Source organism: Cellulosimicrobium arenosum, from assembly GCF_014837295.1.
Classification (GTDB): domain Bacteria; phylum Actinomycetota; class Actinomycetes; order Actinomycetales; family Cellulomonadaceae; genus Cellulosimicrobium; species Cellulosimicrobium arenosum.
Map to the genome: position 1 here is coordinate 109,244 of NZ_JACYHB010000004.1, position 15,858 is coordinate 125,101.

General features: G+C 75.0%; 14 protein-coding genes. 6 read left to right on the forward strand and 8 right to left on the reverse strand.

What is annotated here, in order from left to right; genetic code table 11:
* Nucleotides 1-14: 14 nt before the first annotated feature.
* From IF651_RS06690 to IF651_RS06700, 3 genes are all read right to left on the reverse strand, one after another.
* Nucleotides 15-569, reverse strand: a complete 555-nt coding sequence (locus tag IF651_RS06690; RefSeq protein WP_191828328.1) for a methylated-DNA--[protein]-cysteine S-methyltransferase — start codon at nt 567-569, stop codon at nt 15-17.
* Nucleotides 566-2,275 carry an Ada metal-binding domain-containing protein gene (locus IF651_RS06695; protein ID WP_191828329.1) on the reverse strand — a complete coding sequence of 570 codons (1,710 nt, stop codon included), beginning with the start codon at nt 2,273-2,275 and terminating at the stop codon, nt 566-568. Before IF651_RS06695 ends, IF651_RS06690 begins: the two co-directional genes overlap by 4 nt.
* 96 nt (nt 2,276-2,371) lie before the next feature.
* Nucleotides 2,372-3,346 carry an alpha/beta hydrolase gene (locus tag IF651_RS06700; RefSeq protein ID WP_191828330.1) on the reverse strand — a complete coding sequence of 325 codons (975 nt, stop codon included), beginning with the start codon at nt 3,344-3,346 and terminating at the stop codon, nt 2,372-2,374.
* A gap of 23 nt (nt 3,347-3,369) precedes the next feature.
* Between IF651_RS06700 and IF651_RS06705 the strand changes: the two genes are divergently transcribed.
* Nucleotides 3,370-4,449, forward strand: a complete 1,080-nt coding sequence (locus IF651_RS06705) for an enoyl-CoA hydratase/isomerase family protein (RefSeq protein WP_191828331.1) — start codon at nt 3,370-3,372, stop codon at nt 4,447-4,449.
* A 34-nt stretch (nt 4,450-4,483) separates the two neighbouring features.
* On the opposite strand, the gene IF651_RS06710 is transcribed toward IF651_RS06705, so the two are convergent.
* Nucleotides 4,484-5,842 (reverse strand): LppM family (lipo)protein, encoded by a 1,359-nt coding sequence (locus IF651_RS06710; protein ID WP_191828332.1) that lies wholly within the window; start codon nt 5,840-5,842, stop codon nt 4,484-4,486.
* A gap of 212 nt (nt 5,843-6,054) precedes the next feature.
* On the opposite strand from IF651_RS06710, the gene clpB reads away from it, so the two are divergent.
* From clpB to IF651_RS06730, 4 genes are read left to right on the forward strand one after another with little or no spacing between them, the layout of a single operon-like run.
* Nucleotides 6,055-8,673, forward strand: coding sequence for an ATP-dependent chaperone ClpB (gene clpB / locus IF651_RS06715; RefSeq protein WP_191828333.1), 2,619 nt, complete (start codon nt 6,055-6,057; stop codon nt 8,671-8,673).
* Between the two features lie 60 nt (nt 8,674-8,733).
* A complete protein-coding gene (locus tag IF651_RS06720) occupies nt 8,734-9,711 on the forward strand; it encodes a diacylglycerol/lipid kinase family protein (RefSeq protein WP_338403811.1) in 978 nt (325 codons plus the stop codon).
* Nucleotides 9,712-9,719: 8 nt separating this feature from the next.
* Nucleotides 9,720-10,157 carry a hypothetical protein gene (locus IF651_RS06725; RefSeq protein WP_191828335.1) on the forward strand — a complete coding sequence of 146 codons (438 nt, stop codon included), beginning with the start codon at nt 9,720-9,722 and terminating at the stop codon, nt 10,155-10,157.
* Between the two features lies 1 nt (nt 10,158).
* Nucleotides 10,159-10,884 (forward strand): DUF2071 domain-containing protein, encoded by a 726-nt coding sequence (locus tag IF651_RS06730; RefSeq protein ID WP_191828336.1) that lies wholly within the window; start codon nt 10,159-10,161, stop codon nt 10,882-10,884.
* A 48-nt stretch (nt 10,885-10,932) separates the two neighbouring features.
* Here the strand turns inward: IF651_RS06730 and IF651_RS06735 are convergent, their stop codons facing one another.
* From IF651_RS06735 to IF651_RS06750, 4 genes are all read right to left on the reverse strand, one after another.
* Complete coding sequence (locus tag IF651_RS06735; RefSeq protein ID WP_191828337.1) at nt 10,933-11,592, reverse strand: response regulator; 660 nt, start codon at nt 11,590-11,592, stop codon at nt 10,933-10,935.
* Nucleotides 11,589-12,944 carry a histidine kinase gene (locus IF651_RS18180; RefSeq protein WP_191828338.1) on the reverse strand — a complete coding sequence of 452 codons (1,356 nt, stop codon included), beginning with the start codon at nt 12,942-12,944 and terminating at the stop codon, nt 11,589-11,591. The genes IF651_RS06735 and IF651_RS18180 overlap by 4 nt, the downstream gene beginning before the upstream one ends.
* Nucleotides 12,945-13,071: 127 nt before the next feature.
* Nucleotides 13,072-13,941, reverse strand: a complete 870-nt coding sequence (locus IF651_RS06745; RefSeq protein ID WP_191828339.1) for a hypothetical protein — start codon at nt 13,939-13,941, stop codon at nt 13,072-13,074.
* Complete coding sequence (locus tag IF651_RS06750) at nt 13,941-14,654, reverse strand: ATP-binding cassette domain-containing protein (protein ID WP_191828340.1); 714 nt, start codon at nt 14,652-14,654, stop codon at nt 13,941-13,943. Before IF651_RS06750 ends, IF651_RS06745 begins: the two co-directional genes overlap by 1 nt.
* A 288-nt stretch (nt 14,655-14,942) precedes the next feature.
* On the opposite strand from IF651_RS06750, the gene IF651_RS06755 reads away from it, so the two are divergent.
* Nucleotides 14,943-15,830 (forward strand): peptidoglycan-binding domain-containing protein, encoded by an 888-nt coding sequence (locus IF651_RS06755; RefSeq protein ID WP_191828341.1) that lies wholly within the window; start codon nt 14,943-14,945, stop codon nt 15,828-15,830.
* Nucleotides 15,831-15,858 lie beyond the last annotated feature (28 nt).

The window sequence follows — 15,858 nt, forward strand, 5'->3', positions numbered from 1 at the left end:
ACCGGGCCGCGTGCTCAGGCTCGCGCCTCGCGGTCGAGCAGGCTCCGCTTGATCTCCGGGCCGTACCGGTACCCGCCGAGTCCGCCGTCGCTGCGCAGCACGCGGTGGCACGGTACGAACAGCGCCGCGGCGTTCTGCGCGCACGCACCCGCGGCCGCGCGCACCGCGGCGGGCCGCCCGGACAGCTCGGCGTAGCCCGAGTACGTGACCGGGTCGCCGGCCTCGACCGTGCGCAGGACGTCCCACGCGTGCGTCCGGTACGGCCCGGAGACCTGGCGGACGGGGACGTCGTCGATCGCGTGCAGGTCGCCCCCGTAGTAGGCCCGTACCGCGACGACGGCGGGGGCGACGGCGTCGTGGTCCGGCCGGACCTCCTCGGTGCGCACCGGCCGCAGCGTCGGGTGGACGAGCGCGACGAGGGCGTCCACCGCGGACGTCCAGCCGGACGCGAGCACGGTGCCGTCCGGTGCGGCGACGATCGTGAACGGGCCGTCGGGCGTGGTGACGGTGGTGGCGCAGGCGGTGGTGGTGCCGGCGGTGGTCGTTACCGGGGCGGTGCTCGTGGTCACGGTGTCTCCTTCGGTGCGGTCGGTGCGGTCCGGGTGGTCGAGCCCGTTGCCGACGCCTGGGCGGCCGCACGCCACAGGTGCATCCCGGCGTACGAGCGCCACGGCGCCCAGCGCGCCGCACGGGCGGTCAGGGCACGGCGGTCGTCGGGCAGAGCGAGGGCACGGGCGCCCGCGCGCAGGGCGAGGTCGCCGTCGAGCAGGACGTCCGGGTCGTGCAGCACGCGCATCGCCACGTAGCCGGAGGTCCAGGGCCCGACGCCGGGCATCGCCTCGAGCGCCGCGCGCAGCGTCGCGGGGTCGTCCGCCGACGAGAGGGCGAGGTCGCCGGCGGCGAGCGCTCGCACGACGCCGAGGATCGCGGCGGTCCGTCGTGCCGGACCCCGGAGCCCGTCGCCCGCGCCCGCGGCGAGCTGGGCCGGCGTCGGGAAGAGGCGGGTCGGGCCGAGCCGGGACGCGAACGGGGTGCCCAGAGCCGCCGTCAGCCGGGTCAGGTGGGTGCGGGCCGCCGCCACCGAGATCTGCTGCCCGACGAGCGCGCGCACGAGGATCTCGGTCGGCTCGACCGCGCCCGGGACGCGGATGCCGGGTACGGCCCGCACGGAGCAGGCGAGAGCGGGGTCCGCGTCCAGCGCCGCGTCGACCGCCTCCGGGTCGGCGTCGAGGTCGAAGAGCCGACGGATCCGTGCGATCGCTGCGGGCAGGTCCGCGACCGACGTCAGCTCGAGCTCGACGCGGAACGACGGCGCCCCGCGCCCCGACCGGCTCGTGCCCGACGCCGGGACGTGGCCCGCGGCGTCGGGCAGGGGTCCGTAGGTGGCGCGGAACGCGCCCGGTCCGTGCGGCAGAGGCAGCGTGCGGGCGTAGGACAGGTGTGCCGGGTCGCTCGTGCCGACGACCTCCGCGCCGTCGACGGCGCGTGCGGCGAGGAAGGCGAACACTCCGCGTGCGTCGTACGGCTCGCGCAGGGGCAGGGTCAGGTCGAGCAGCGCCGAGCGGTCGTCGGCCGGGGCCCCGGGTGGGCCGTCGGGCGGGTTCTGCCGTCCCTGCGCTCCGTGCAGCCGCCGGGCCGGCGGGCCGGCGGGCGGGGCGCGTCGGGCGCGTCGGCGCAGCTCGCCCGGCGTGGTGCCGAACACCTCGGCGACCGTGTCGTTGAACTGGCGGATGCTGCCGAACCCGGACGCGTGGGCGACGTCCGCGAGTCGCAGGTCGGTGCCGGTGACGAGGGACCGTGCCGTCTGCGCGCGCAGGGCGCGCGCGAGCGCGACCGGCCCGGCGCCCAGCTCGGCGACCAGGACGCGGTGGACGTGGCGCGGCGTGTAGCCGAGACGGGCGGCGAGCCCGTCGACGCCGTCGCGGTCCACCACGCCGTCACCGACGAGGCGCATCGCGCGCGAGGCGAGGTCGTGGCCGAGGTCCCAGGCGGGGGTCCCCGGCACGGCCTCGGGCAGGCAGCGCTTGCACGCGCGGAACCCGGCGTCGTGCGCGGCGGCCGACGTCCGGAAGAACCTCACGTTCTCGGGCCGCGGCGTGCGGGCGGGGCACGAGGGCCGGCAGTAGATCCCGGTCGTGCGCACCGCGGTGATGAACTGGCCGTCGAACCGGCGGTCGCGCGACGCGATCGCCCGGTAGCGCTCGGCGAAGTCCGGGTCCGACAGGGCCTCCTCGGCGTCGGACGTGCCGTCCGGGTGCGGTGCCGTCGTCGTCATGGTGCGATTCTCGCCCGCGTCGCGCCCCTTCGGCTAGCGGGAATCGGACACGGCGGTCGGGGCCCGGCCGGCGACGACTCGAGCGTGGGTGACGACTCAGGTGCGGGCGTCCAGCCAGTCGAGCGCCTCGCGGAGGTACGTCGAGCGGGCGGGCTCGGGCGAGAGGGCGAGGTCGTGCGCACCGCCCTCGATGCTCACGACCGTCACGTCCGGGCCCAGGCCCGGCGCCCGGGACACGATGTGCTCGACGTCCAGCACGCTGTCGGTCGTCAGCAGCTCCTCGTGCCACCCCGCCGCCGGGCCGCTGCGGGCCGACGCCAGGACCAGCACCGGGCAGTCGATCGCGAGCCCGCGCGCGAGCCGTGCCTGGTTGCGGCGCACCGAGCGCAGCAGCCCGGCCCGGGCCGGGAAGCCCTCGAGCGGCTTCCACGCCAGGTCGAAGTCCCACTCGCCGCCCGTGCTCACGTGCAGCGCCCGGGGCCAGTGCTCGTCCAGGTGCCCGACGACCAGGCGCGGGGCGAACCGCCCGACGACGTCGACGACCCACGTCACCGGCCCGCGGAACACCCACGACCTGTTGAGGTCGAACCACGGGCTGTTGAGCACCAGCGCGTGCGCAGCACCGGGCCGCGCGTCGGCCCACAGGCTCGCGATCAGCCCACCCGTCGAGTGTCCCAGGATCACGAGGTGCTCGTGTCCCTCGGCACGGACCGCGCGCGCCGCGGCGTCGAGGTCCTGTGCGTACACCGACAGGTCGGTGACGAAGTTCGGGTCGTCGTCGGGCCGCACCGGGGCGCCCGAGCCGCGGCCGACGGAACGCCCGTACCCCCGCAGGTCGACCGCGTAGAACCGGTACCCGCGCGCCTCGAAGGCGTCGGCGACGTGGGTCTGGAAGAAGTAGTCGATGAACCCGTGCACGTACAGCACGGCCGGCCGGTCCGTCGTCTCCGGCCCGACGCCGGGCGCCGCCCGGCGCACGAGCGTGGCCACCGCGCCGTCGGGCAGGTCGAGGTCACGGGCCTGCCAGGCCTCGCCCAGCACGTCGTCGTGCCACCGCGTCGAGGAAGACATGGCCCGACGGTACCGTGAGCCGGATGACGAGCCAGATCATCGCGCGCGCCGACGACGCCGTCGGCCACCTCACCCTCGACCGGCCGCGAGCCCTCAACGCGCTCTCGTACGAGATGCTCGGCGAGATCGCTGACGTCCTCGCGGCGTGGCGCGACGACCCCACGGTGCGGGTCGTGCTGCTCGACGGCGCGGGCGACCGCGGGTTCTGCGCCGGCGGGGACGTCCGCGAGCTGCACGCCGGGGTGTCGGAGGGCCGGCCGCAGGACGCGCGGCGGTACTTCCGCCGCGAGTACGCGGTCGACGCCGCGATCGCCGAGAGCCCGGTGCCCGTCGTCGCGATCATGGACGGCATCACGATGGGCGGCGGGCTCGGCCTGAGCGGTCACGCGACCGTGCGGGTCGTGACCGAGCGGTCGCGCGTCGCCATGCCGGAGACGCGCATCGGGTTCACGCCCGATGTCGGCGGGTCCTGGCTGCTCGCTCGTGCACCCGGGCGCCTGGGGGAGCACCTGGCGCTCGGCGCCGTGACCATGGACGGGTCCGACGCGATCCATGCCGGGCTCGCCGACCACTTCGTGCCGAGCGAGCGCCTCGGTCTGCTGCGCGACGACCTCGTCGCGCTCGCGGTGGCGGGTGTCGACCCGCTCGACGCCGGCACGGTGCACCGGGTCGTGCGGTTGCACGCGGTCGATCCCCCGGCGTCGGGTCTGGTCGCGCGGCGGTCGCGCGTGGACCGCTGCTACGGGGCGGGCACGGTGGCAGAGATCGTCGAGCGCCTGCGCACGGAGGAGAGCGACGGTGACGTCGACGCCGGGGCGGAGGCCGACGCCCTCGCCACCCTGTCGCCGACGGCCACGACCGTGACGCTCGCGGCGGTCCGGAGCGCCCGTCGCCTGCCGGACCTGCGGGCGGCGCTCGCCCAGGAGTACGGGCTCGTGTCCTGGTTCGTGGACACGCAGCCGGACCTCGTGGAGGGCATCCGTGCCCAGGTCGTCGACAAGGACCGCGACCCGGCGTGGCAGCCGGCGACGCTCGCGGACGTGGACGAGAGCGTCGCGGACGAGGCGCTCGCGTACGAACCCGCGGAGCCGCTCTGGGGCTGAGCCCCGGGCGAGCGGGCTCCGCGAGCCCGGTCGATCACTCCGAGGGTGGCGGGCGCAGCCGGGTCGCGTCGTCGATCTCGTCGTCGGGTCCCTGCGGGGCCTCCTGCGGCGGGAGCGGCTGCGTGGGCTGCGGAGGCTGGCCCGTGCCACCACCTGCCGGGGGCGTCGGCGGGATGGGCTGCGTGGGCTGACCCCACTGACCTTGCTGGCCCCACTGACCCTGCTGGCCCCACTGACCCTGCTGGCCGGGCTGAGCGCCGGGGGCCGGTGGCGGCTGCTGCGGCAGCGGAGCCGTGGGCTGGGTCTGGGGGTGCGCCCCGGGATGCTGCTGGCCCGGCTGCGCCGGCGGGTAGGAGCCCGGCTGCTGGGGGTAGCCGCCCTGGGGGGAGCCGTACTGGCCCGGCTGGCCCGGGTACTGACCACCCGGCTGACCCGGCTGCTGGGGGTAGCCGCCCTGGGGGGAGCCGTACTGGCCCGCCTGGCCGGGGTACTGGCCAGGCTGGTTCGGCTGGCCGGGGTAGGGCGCCTGTCCGTAGGCGCCGGTCTGCGCACCCTGCTGGGCGTCCGGCTTGGAGCGCAGAACCAGCCACAGCACGAGACCGATGATGCCGAGCAGGACGATGCCGCCGATCACGAAGAGGATCCACCAGGGGAAGCCGGCGTCCTCGGTCGTGCCCTGCCCGCCGTCGTCGGCCGTGGTGCCCTGGTCGTCGGTCGTGCCCTGGTCGTCCGTGCTGCCCTGGTCGTCGGCGGTGTCCTCGTCGGTGCCCGTGCTCCCGTCGGCGGCGGCCCCGCCCTCGATCGCCGACCCGCGGGCGGAGATCTCGTTCACCTCGCCCACCTGCGGGGTCCAGGTCACGGTGGTGCCGTCGACCTCGCCGTTGGTCTCGGCGACCTCGCCCGGGAAGGTGATGGAGACGATGAACTCGAAGCCCTCCATCATCTGGCGCGTCATGTCGTCCGAGTCGGCGTCCGTGCCGTCCAGGCCCATCTCCTCGTCGGACATGTCCATGGTCCCGCTCACGACGAACTCGTCGCCCTCGCGCGTGATGGACAGCTCGTCGGTGGTGCCCCCGGACATGTCGGAGATCGGCTGCCCCGTGTAGGTGAACTTCGAGCCGGTGTACCCGTCCTCGGCGTACGGCTCCTGGGTCGCCCCGTCCGGGAGGTCGGACTCCATGTCGGTGCTCATCTGGTCCCAGGCGTCCTGGGGGTCCATGCCTGCTGCCTCGGCGACCTCGTCGGAGAGCGCCATGACGATCGTGCCGTCTGCCGTGTCGTCCTCGTGGAGCGTGAAGTTCATGTCGATCCGCATGCACGCGGACAGGAGCAGGGCGAGGCTGGCGAAGAGGGCGGCGAGGCCTATCCGGCGGCGCGCGGGCGAGGTGTTCACCCCCTCAGCATGGCGTGGATCGTCGACCGGGGCGAGGGTCGATACCGTTTTGAGACGGAACGGGCGAGGGTGAACCCGTGCCGCGAGAGCGCCGGGACCGCGCGGGGTGCGTGCCGGTCGCAGGCCAGACTTGAGCGGAATACACTCAACTTGACGGCGGTTGCACTGGTCAGATCAGTACTCGCACCACTCGGAGAACCCTCGGAGCACAGATGGAAACCAAGTTCACCACCATGTCGCAGCAGGCGATCGGCGAGGCGATCCAGACCGCGTCGGCCGCCGGCAACCCTCAGCTCGAGCCCACCCACGTCCTGTCCGCGCTGCTCGCGCAGGACGGCGGGGTCGCCGTCGGGCTGCTCGACGCCGTGGGAGCCGACAAGCAGGCGGTCGGGCGCCAGGTGCGTGCCGCGCTCGTCGCGCTGCCCACCGCGAGCGGGTCCGCCGTCGCGCAGCCGTCGCCCTCGCGGGCGACGTCCACCGCGCTCGAGAACGCCTCGAAGGAGGCGCAGTCGCTCGGCGACGAGTACGTCTCGACCGAGCACCTCCTGCTCGGCATCGCCGCGGGGTCGTCGCCCGCGGCCACGGCGCTGCAGCAGGTAGGGGCCTCCGCGGACGCGCTGCGCTCGGCCCTGCCCGCCGTCCGCGGCAGCGCGCGCGTGACCACCCCCGACCCCGAGGGCACGTACCAGGCGCTCGAGAAGTACGGCACCGACCTGACCGCGGCGGCCGCGGACGGCCGGCTCGACCCCGTCATCGGGCGCGACACCGAGATCCGCCGCGTCGTGCAGGTCCTGAGCCGGCGCACCAAGAACAACCCCGTCCTCATCGGGGAACCCGGCGTCGGCAAGACGGCCGTCGTCGAGGGCCTCGCGCAGCGCATCGTCGCGGGGGACGTCCCCACGTCTCTCCAGGGCAAGCGCCTGATCTCGCTCGACCTCGCGAGCATGGTCGCGGGCGCCAAGTACCGCGGCGAGTTCGAGGAGCGGCTGAAGGCCGTCCTGGAGGAGATCCGCTCGTCGGACGGGCAGGTCGTGACCTTCATCGACGAGCTGCACACCGTCGTGGGAGCCGGCGCCGGAGGAGAGGGCGCCATGGACGCGGGCAACATGCTCAAGCCGATGCTGGCCCGTGGCGAGCTGCGCCTCGTCGGTGCCACGACGCTCGACGAGTACCGCGAGAACGTCGAGAAGGACCCCGCGCTGGAGCGCCGGTTCCAGCAGGTGTTCGTCGGCGAGCCGTCCGTCGAGGACTCGGTCGCGATCCTGCGCGGGCTCAAGGAGCGGTACGAGGCGCACCACAAGGTGACGATCGCCGACTCCGCGCTCGTCGCCGCCGCGTCGCTCTCCGACCGCTACATCACCGGTCGCCAGCTCCCTGACAAGGCCATCGACCTCGTCGACGAGGCCGCGTCGCGGCTGCGGATGGAGCTCGACTCCTCGCCCGTCGAGATCGACGAGCTGCAGCGCGCGGTGACCCGCCTGGAGATGGAGGAGGTCGTGCTCTCCGACTCCACGGACGCCGCGAGCCTCGACCGCCTCGAGCGGCTGCGTGCCGACCTCGCCGACCGGCGCGAGGAGCTCGCCGCGCTCACCGCGCGCTGGGAGGCCGAGAAGGCCGGTCACAACCGTGTGGGCGACCTGCGTGCGAAGCTCGACGAGCTGCGCGTCCAGGTCGAGCGCGCCGTGCGCGAGGGCGACCTCGAGACGGCGGGCCGGCTGCAGTACGGCGAGATCCCGCAGGTCCAGCGCGAGCTCGACGCAGCGGAGGAGCAGGAGGCCGCCGTCGAGGGCGCCGAGGAGATCGCCGAGCAGGCGCCGATGATCGCGGACAAGGTCGGGGCGGACGAGATCGCCGAGGTCGTGTCCGCGTGGACCGGCATCCCCGCCGGCCGCATGCTCCAGGGCGAGTCCGAGAAGCTCCTGCACATGGAGGACGTGATCGGCGACCGGCTCATCGGTCAGCAGGCCGCGGTGCGCTCGGTGTCCGATGCGGTCCGGCGCTCGCGGGCCGGCGTCTCCGACCCGGACCGCCCGACGGGCTCGTTCCTGTTCCTGGGACCGACGGGCGTCGGCAAGACCGAGCTCGCGAAGTCGCTCGCGGACTTCCTGTTCGACGACGAGCGCGCCATGGTGCGCATCGACATGTCGGAGTACGGCGAGAAGCACTCGGTCGCGCGCCTCGTCGGCGCGCCCCCGGGGTACGTCGGGTACGAGGAGGGCGGCCAGCTCACCGAGGCCGTGCGGCGTCGCCCGTACTCCGTCGTGCTGCTCGACGAGGTCGAGAAGGCCCACCCCGAGGTCTTCGACATCCTCCTCCAGGTGCTCGACGACGGACGTCTCACGGACGGCCAGGGCCGCACGGTGGACTTCCGCAACGTCATCCTCGTCATGACGTCGAACCTGGGCTCGCAGTTCCTCGTGGACCCGGTGCTCGACGACGTGGCGAAGCGCGAGAGCGTCATGACCGCGGTCCGGGCGTCGTTCAAGCCCGAGTTCCTGAACCGGCTCGACGACGTCATCGTGTTCGACCCGCTGTCGCTCGACGAGCTGGGACACATCGTGGACCTCAGCGTCAAGCACCTGGCCGCGCGGCTCGCCGACCGGCGCATCACGCTCGACGTCACCCCGGCCGCGCGCGAGTGGCTCGCGATCGAGGGCTTCGACCCCGCGTACGGCGCACGCCCCCTGCGCCGCCTCGTGCAGCGGGAGATCGGCGACGCCCTGGCCAAGATGCTGCTCGCGGGCGACGTCGCAGACGGCGACGTCGTACGCGTCGACCGGCAGCCCGACGGCGCGGGGCTGACCCTCGCGACGGAGATCCTGTCGGCGTGAGCGGGGCCCTGCCCCGCGCGGGGCTGGGCGGGCGGCGTGATGACGGGCCATACTCGGGTCGTGCCGCCAGACCACGAGACCCATGAGCCCGCCGCCGAGCAGCGGCTGGACCGCTCCCCGCTCCGCTCGGCGGTGATCGTCAACCCGAACCGCGTCGAGGGCCTGGACGAGCTGCGGGCGACGATCACCGACCGGCTCGCCGGCGACGGCTGGCCCGCCCCGGCCTGGCTGGAGACGACGGCGGAGGACCCGGGTACCGGGCAGGCGCGCCAGGCGGTCGACGACGGCGCGGAGGTCGTGTTCGTCAGCGGCGGCGACGGGACGGTCCGTGCCGTCATCGAGGGCCTGGTGGGGACCGAGGTCGCGCTGGCGATCCTGCCCGGCGGCACGGGGAACCTGCTCGCGACCAACCTCGGCGTGCCGCCGAACCCCACCGACGGCATCCGCCTCGCGCTCGAGCGCGGTCGCCGGGCCATCGACGTCGGCGTCGTCGACGGGCAGGTCTTCTCGGTCATGGCCGGCATGGGCCTCGACGCCGCGATGATGGAGGACGCCCCGACGGCGCTCAAGGCGAAGGCGGGCGCGCTCGCCTACGTGGTCTCGGCGCTCAAGCACCTCGCGGACGACCAGATGCACGTCGAGGTGACGGTCGACGGGCAGACGCGTCGGCGCCGCGCGCGCACCGTGCTCGTGGGGAACGTCGGGCGGCTCCAGGCGGGGACGAACCTCCTGCCCGACGCCGAGCCGGACAACGGGCAGATGGAGGTCGCGATCGTCGCACCGCGCAACCTCAAGCACTGGGTGCAGCTCCTGTGGGGCGTCGTCCGGGGCAAGAGCCGCGTACCGAGCCGGGAGGTCGTGCGCGGCACGACGATCTCGATCGTCTCCGACCGGTCCCAGCCGCGCCAGCTCGACGGCGACGTGATCGATCCCTCGGAACGTCTCGACGTGAGCGTGCGACCCGACGCGCTGTGGGTGTGCGTCTACCAGCCGGACGAGTCGACGGACCTGACCGAGGGCGCTCCGGACCCGGCATGATGTCCGCCATGAGCACACCTGCCGACCGGCCTCCGCCCTACGGGGCCCCCTCTCCCTACGGTGCGTCCTCGCCGTACGGTCCGCCGGATCTCGCTGCGCAGGGGCAGGCGGCACCGGGCCCGACGTCCCGGCGGCGCTCGCCGCTCGCGGTGACGTCGTTCGTCGCAGGCCTCGTCACGGTGCTCGTCGGCACGCTCGTCACGCTCGTCTACCCCTTCATCCTGTCGGCGTCGGGCTACTCGCCCGCGGTGCTCAGCACCGTCCAGATCGGCAACGGCTTCCTGGGCGGTATCGCCGGTCTCGTGGCCCTCGTGACCGGGCTGCTCGCGCTCTCCCGCCGCGACGCGGGCACGGGTCTTGCGGCGGCGGGCGCGGCGCTCGGCGGGTCGGCGGTCCTGGGTGTCGTCGTCGCACTCGCGCAGGGGCTGCTCTACCGGGTGGTCTGACGTGCGGCTCGCGGGCGTCGGGGCGCAGCGGTGGGAGTCGCTCGCATTCGTCCACCGGCAGGTCGATCCCGACCTGGTGCAGACCTGGTTGCCGCCCGGCCTGACCGTCGACACGTACGACGGCGCGACCTGGGTCGGTCTCGTGCCCTTCGTCATGGCGGACGTCCGGCTCGGGCCGTTCGCCGCGGTGCCCGGCTGGTCGACGTTCCCCGAGCTCAACCTGCGGGTCTACGTCCGCGACCGGACCGGCACCCGCGGAGTCTGGTTCCTCGGACTGTGGTGCACACGACGACTGTTCGTCGCGGGGACGCGCGCCGCCGGGGTGCCCTACCACCACGCGCGGGCGGCCGTCGACGCGCCGGCCGCAGGGCCGTGGCGCTATCGCTTCGCCGCGACGGACGGACCCGAGCCCTTCCGCGTGCCGCACCAGCCCGCCCGGCGCCGGCCTCTCCGGTTCGACGCCACGGTGCATGCCGACGAGACGGTGGACGCGACGTCGGGCCTGGTGCAGTGGCTCACCGCGCGCTGGAACGCGTACGCGGTGCGAGCGGGGCGGCTGTGGCGCTTCCCGGTCGAGCACGAGCCCTGGACGCTGCGCCGGGGGTCGGTCGGGTTGTGGCGCACGGACGCGCTGGGGCGCCTCGGCCTGCCTGGCGACGACCCGCTCGTGCACGTCGCCGCCGAACCCGTGCACGCCCGGTTCGCCCTGCCCCACGCCGTGGGCTGAGCGGTCGCCGTCGTCCTCGGCCCCGCAGCACGCGACACCCGTCCGTGGTCACGCGCCCGGCGTGACCACGCCGTGCTCGTACGCCCACACCACGAGCTGCACCCGGTCGCGCGCACCCGTCTTGGTCAGGATGCGGCTCAGGTGCGACTTCACGGTGCTCGGCTCGAGGAAGAGCGTCGCCGCGATCTCGGCGTTCGACGGACCGCGGCACAGGAGCGTGACGATCTCGTGCTCGCGCGCGGTGAGCAGAGCGTTCGCCGCGTCGTCGGGGACCACCGGAGAGCGGCGGCGGGCGAACTCGTCGATGACCCGCCGCGTGAGCGTCTGGTCGACGAGCCCGTCGCCGGCCGCGACGCGACGCACGGCGTCGACCAGGACGTCGGGCTCGGCGTCCTTGAGCAAGAACCCGCTCGCGCCCGCCTCGAGCGCGCCGAACACGTAGTCGTCGAGGTCGAACGTGCTCACGACCAGCACGGGTATCGGGTCGACGACGTCCGGGCCGGCGAGTGCGCGCGTCGCGGTGATCCCGTCGCCGCCCGGCATGCGGACGTCCATGCACACGACGTCGGGGCGCTCGCGGCGGGCCACGCGGACGGCGTCCGCACCGTTGGACGCCTCACCGACGACCTCGACCCCCTCGCTCTCGAGGATCACGGTGAAGCCGGCGCGCACGACGGCCTGGTCGTCGACGAGCACGACGCGAGTCATGGTCTCTCCTCGGTGGTGGGTGACGGCGCGACTCCTGGCTCCTCGGGCGCGGCGGGGAGGACGGTGCCGCCGGTGGCGTGGTGAACGGCACGCGGCGAGCGGGGGACGGCGAGTCGGACGTACCACGCGCCGTCGGGCCGCGGTCCGGCAGTGAGCGTGCCGCCGACCATCGTCGCCCGCTCGGTCATGCCGACGATCCCGTGGGACGCGGGACCCGGGACGGGTCCGCGCTCCGCGGCGGGGGCGGCGTTGCGGACGTGGAGCACGAGCCCGGGCTCCCGGTAGTCGAGCAGCACCTCGACCCGCCGGCCGGTGCCGTGCCGGCGCGCGTTGGACAGCGCCTCCTGCAGGACGCGGTACACGGTGAGCTGTGTCGAGGGTGCGAGGGCGCACGGGTCGCCCCGGGTCTGGTCCTGCACGTCCGCGCCCGCCGCGCGTGCGTCGGCCAGGAGACCCGGCACGTCGGCGAGCGTCGGCTGCGGCGCGGCCTCGGTGTCGCCGGGACCGCGGAGCAGCCCGACGACCAGCCGGAGATTGTCGAGGGTCTCGCGTCCCTGCGACCGGATGCGGCGCATCGACTCCTTCGCGCGCTCGGGGTCGCGGTCGACGAGCCGTTCGGCGGCGGCGGCCTGCACGACGATGCCGGACAGGTGGTGCGCGGCGACGTCGTGCAGCTCGCGGGCCATGCGTCCGCGCTCCTCGAGCACGGCCTGCGCCGCCAGAGCCGCGCGCTCGCGCTCGGCACGCCGCACGCGGTCGCGCAGCTCGGCGAGCAGCGAGCGCCGTGTCGCGACGTACTCCCCGACGAGCGCCGCGCCGAGATAGGTCAGCAGCGCGTTGACCAGCGCGCTGGACGCCTGTGCGGCGTAGGCCGCGCCGCTCGTGCCGAGCAGACCGCCTCCGCCCAGCGCGAACAGGAGCAGCGCCTGCACGACCGCCGCGACCGCGGCGGCCACGAGGCCGCGCCGCCGCGGCGCGTACGCGCCCACGGAGTACGCCGCCACCAGGGTCGCCGGCGCCTGGAACGACAGGTACGCGGGCAGGACCGCGAGCAGCGCGACCTGTCCGAGGACGGTGAGCGCGAGGCACGTGACCGGGTCACGGCGCCGCAGGACCAGGCAGGCCGACTGCGCGACGAGCACGGCCACGACCGCCGCCCGCTCGGGCGCCGTCACGACGACGGCACCCGGGCCGGCACCGAACGCGCTCCCCGCCTCGGAGACGGCGAGCTGCTCGATCCCGAGGACCAGCGCGACGCTCGCGGCCGCGACGACCCCTGCGAGGACGGCGTCGCGCGCGGTCGCCGTCCGGATGCCCCCGGCGGCGAGCCACCGGCGCAGGACCTCGGTCACGGGCTGTCCTCCAGTTCGGCGAACGGACGGGCGGGTCGACGGGCGGGTCGACAGGCAGGCGGGCAGACGGGCGGGCGGGACCCGACCACCCTAGGACGGGCGCGGCGAGCCACGACCTGCCACAGGATCACACGAGGTCGCGCCGGCGGAACGAGACGGCGCCGCCGCCCAGCAGCAGCACGACCCAGACGCCGAGGCCCATGAGCGCGGTGGCCGCACCGACCTGCGCCGACCCGCCGAGGAGCGAGGCGGCGTCCTGCCCGGTCGTGGCGAGAGACCCCAGGCCGAGGGGCAACCACGCGGCCGCGGCCGACTGCCCGCCGGAGAGCAGGGCGACGACGGACCGGACGAGAGGTTCTCCGAGCGCGATCGCCGCGACGACGACGATCGCCGCGACCTGGCCCCGGACCAGCGTGCCGACGCCGAGCCCGAACCAGGTGAGCAGGACCAGGACGACGACCCCGCGGCCCCAGATGCCGAGGACCTCCCCGGCGGACAGCGCGAGGCGCGCGTCGGGCGTCGTCGCGACGGCGGCGAGGAGCCCCGCAGCCGTCACGACGGCGAGGACCAGCCCGACGGCGATCGCCACGGTCGCGGTCGCTCCCGCCTTGCCGACGAGCACCCGCGACCGCGACGGCTGCACGAGCGCGGTGGGGACCATGCCGCCCGTCCGGAAGTCGGTCGTGACGGCGAGGGCACCGAGCAGGAGCATGCAGATCGCGACGACCCCGGTCGACCCGCCACCCCCGCCGGTGCCGAGCAGGTCGAGGACCGTCCGCTGGAATCCTGCGAGCGTCGGGTCGGTGAGTGAGCCGAGGTCGGGCTCGATCTCGGCGCGTACGCCGGTCGTCGGACCCCCGAGCGCCTCGAGGTTCTCGAGGACCCGCGGGAGCGCGAGCAGGACGCCCTGGACGAGGAGCATCCCGACGAGGGCGACGGCGGCGATCACCCAGGGGGCACGGGTCGTACGGAGCTTGAGCATCTCGGCGCGGTACATCAGCGCACTCCTTCGGTGGTGGCGGTGAGGTCGAGGTAGTAGTCCTCGAGGGAACGGTCGGTCACGAGGTCGTCGAGGGCTCCGGCGGCGACGACCTGACCCTGGCCCATGACGACGAGGTCGTCCGCGACCTGGCTCACCTCGGGCAGCACGTGGCTCGCGAGCAGGACGGCGCCGCCGTCGTCGGCGAACCTCCGCAGGAGGTCGCGCAGCCAGCGCATCCCCGCCGGGTCGAGACCGTTCGCGGGCTCGTCCAGCACGAGCACCTCCGGGTCACCGAGGAGCGCGGCGGCGAGCCCGACCCGCTGCCGCATGCCGAGCGAGTAGGTGCGGACCCGGCGGTCCGCCGCGGGGGTCATGCCGACGAGCGCGAGCACGTCGTCGACCCGCTGCACGGGCAGGTGTCCTGCGGCGGCCAGGACCCGGAGATGGTCGCGACCGGTACGTCCCGGGTGCAGGCCGCCCGCGTCGAGGAGGGCCCCGACGATCCGCTCGGGGTGCGCCAGGTCGGCGTAAGCGCGACCGCCGAACGTCGCGGTGCCGGTGGTCGCGGACGCGAGGCCGAGCAGGACGTGCAGCGTGGTCGTCTTCCCCGCTCCGTTCGGGCCGAGCAGCCCGACGACGCGCCCGGGCTCGACGGCGAAGGTCACGTCTCGGACGGCGTCGAACCGTCCGTACGACTTGCCCAGGCCGGAGATCTCGATGGTAGGCACAGGTGGTCCTCGTCTCCCTGGAACCGACGGGCTCTCCGTCGCTCTCCCAGCCTCACGGGGTGCGGTGCTCCACCGCTTCGGCCGTGCGGGGGAACTCGTCGTGCGACCTACGGCGGCCCTCGGCGGCCCGGGCGGCCCTGGGCGACCGTCGACGGCACCGACCCGGGGCGGGGTGACAGATCCGGTGCACATGGGGCAAGGTGGGGGCGGACCCGACCGAGCGGCGGGCCGCGCGCCGTCTCGCGGCCCCGGCACCACCCGTCCAGCACTGCAGGAGGGAGGCGCGCCATGCCTCGTCGAACCGGACCGAACGCTCCCCCCGGGTCGCCCGTGCCCGCGCGCGGCTCTCGCGACGCTCTCCGCGCCCGTTCCGCCCTGCCCTGGCTGTCCGTGGTCGCCGGTGCCGGCGTGATCGTCCTCGCCGTCTCCGTCGCCGGCGTGGTCGGTGCGGCGACAGGGGGCGGACAGCCCGTCGTCGTGCCCGGCTCCGTGGCCGAGGGGCAGGGCCCGGCCGAGCCCGACGACCTGGTCGTCGAGCCGCGACCCGAGCCGAGCGTCCGGGTCACCCGGGTCCCGCCACCCGTCGTCGACGACCCGCCCACGCGCGGCGGGGGCGAGCGGGTCCCGCCCCGTGAGCCCGACGAGCCCGCGGGCACGCCCACCGACCCGGGGACCACCGAGCCGGACGACGACGCGTCCGACGAACCGGCCGAGCCGAGCACCGAGGAGCAGGCCACCCCGGCCCCGTCTCCCGACGACGCGCCGACGTCCCCCGCCGCCCCCGACGAGGAGGCGGGCGTGCAGTGGGTCCAGCAGCGCCTCGTCGCGTTCGGCGCCGACCTCGAGACGACAGGTCGGCTCGACGACGCGACCGTCGCCGCGCTGACCGCGTTCCAGCAGGGGAACGGCCTGGTCCCGACGGGGACGGTGACCGCGGAGACGGTGCACGCCCTGGCCGCCGAGCCGGGCGACCTGGACGGCGCCGACGTGGAGGACGGCGACGGCGGCGACTCGGACGGCGACTCGGGCGACTCGGGCGGTGGCTCGGGCGGTGCGGAGACCGCGGAACCCGACGACGGCTCGGACGCCGGTGCCCTCGCTCCGCCGGCGTCGCGGGAGCCCGCGGAGCCGACCGAGCCCGCGGAGCCGACGGAGTCCGCCGAGCCGACGGAGTAGTCCGCCGGAAGGCGTGGCCGGGGACGAC

What these genes read in the sequence shown, in the direction of transcription:
- IF651_RS06695 (WP_191828329.1), bottom strand. Translation starts at nt 2,275, where the DNA reads ATGACGACGACGGCACCGCACCCGGACGGCACGTCCGACGCCGAGGAG.
- IF651_RS06725 (WP_191828335.1), top strand. Translation starts at nt 9,720, where the DNA reads ATGAGCACACCTGCCGACCGGCCTCCGCCCTACGGGGCCCCCTCTCCC.
- IF651_RS06755 (WP_191828341.1), top strand. Translation starts at nt 14,943, where the DNA reads ATGCCTCGTCGAACCGGACCGAACGCTCCCCCCGGGTCGCCCGTGCCC.
- IF651_RS06705 (WP_191828331.1), top strand. Translation starts at nt 3,370, where the DNA reads ATGACGAGCCAGATCATCGCGCGCGCCGACGACGCCGTCGGCCACCTC.
- IF651_RS06745 (WP_191828339.1), bottom strand. Translation starts at nt 13,941, where the DNA reads ATGTACCGCGCCGAGATGCTCAAGCTCCGTACGACCCGTGCCCCCTGG.
- IF651_RS06735 (WP_191828337.1), bottom strand. Translation starts at nt 11,592, where the DNA reads ATGACTCGCGTCGTGCTCGTCGACGACCAGGCCGTCGTGCGCGCCGGC.
- IF651_RS06700 (WP_191828330.1), bottom strand. Translation starts at nt 3,346, where the DNA reads ATGTCTTCCTCGACGCGGTGGCACGACGACGTGCTGGGCGAGGCCTGG.
- clpB (WP_191828333.1), top strand. Translation starts at nt 6,055, where the DNA reads ATGGAAACCAAGTTCACCACCATGTCGCAGCAGGCGATCGGCGAGGCG.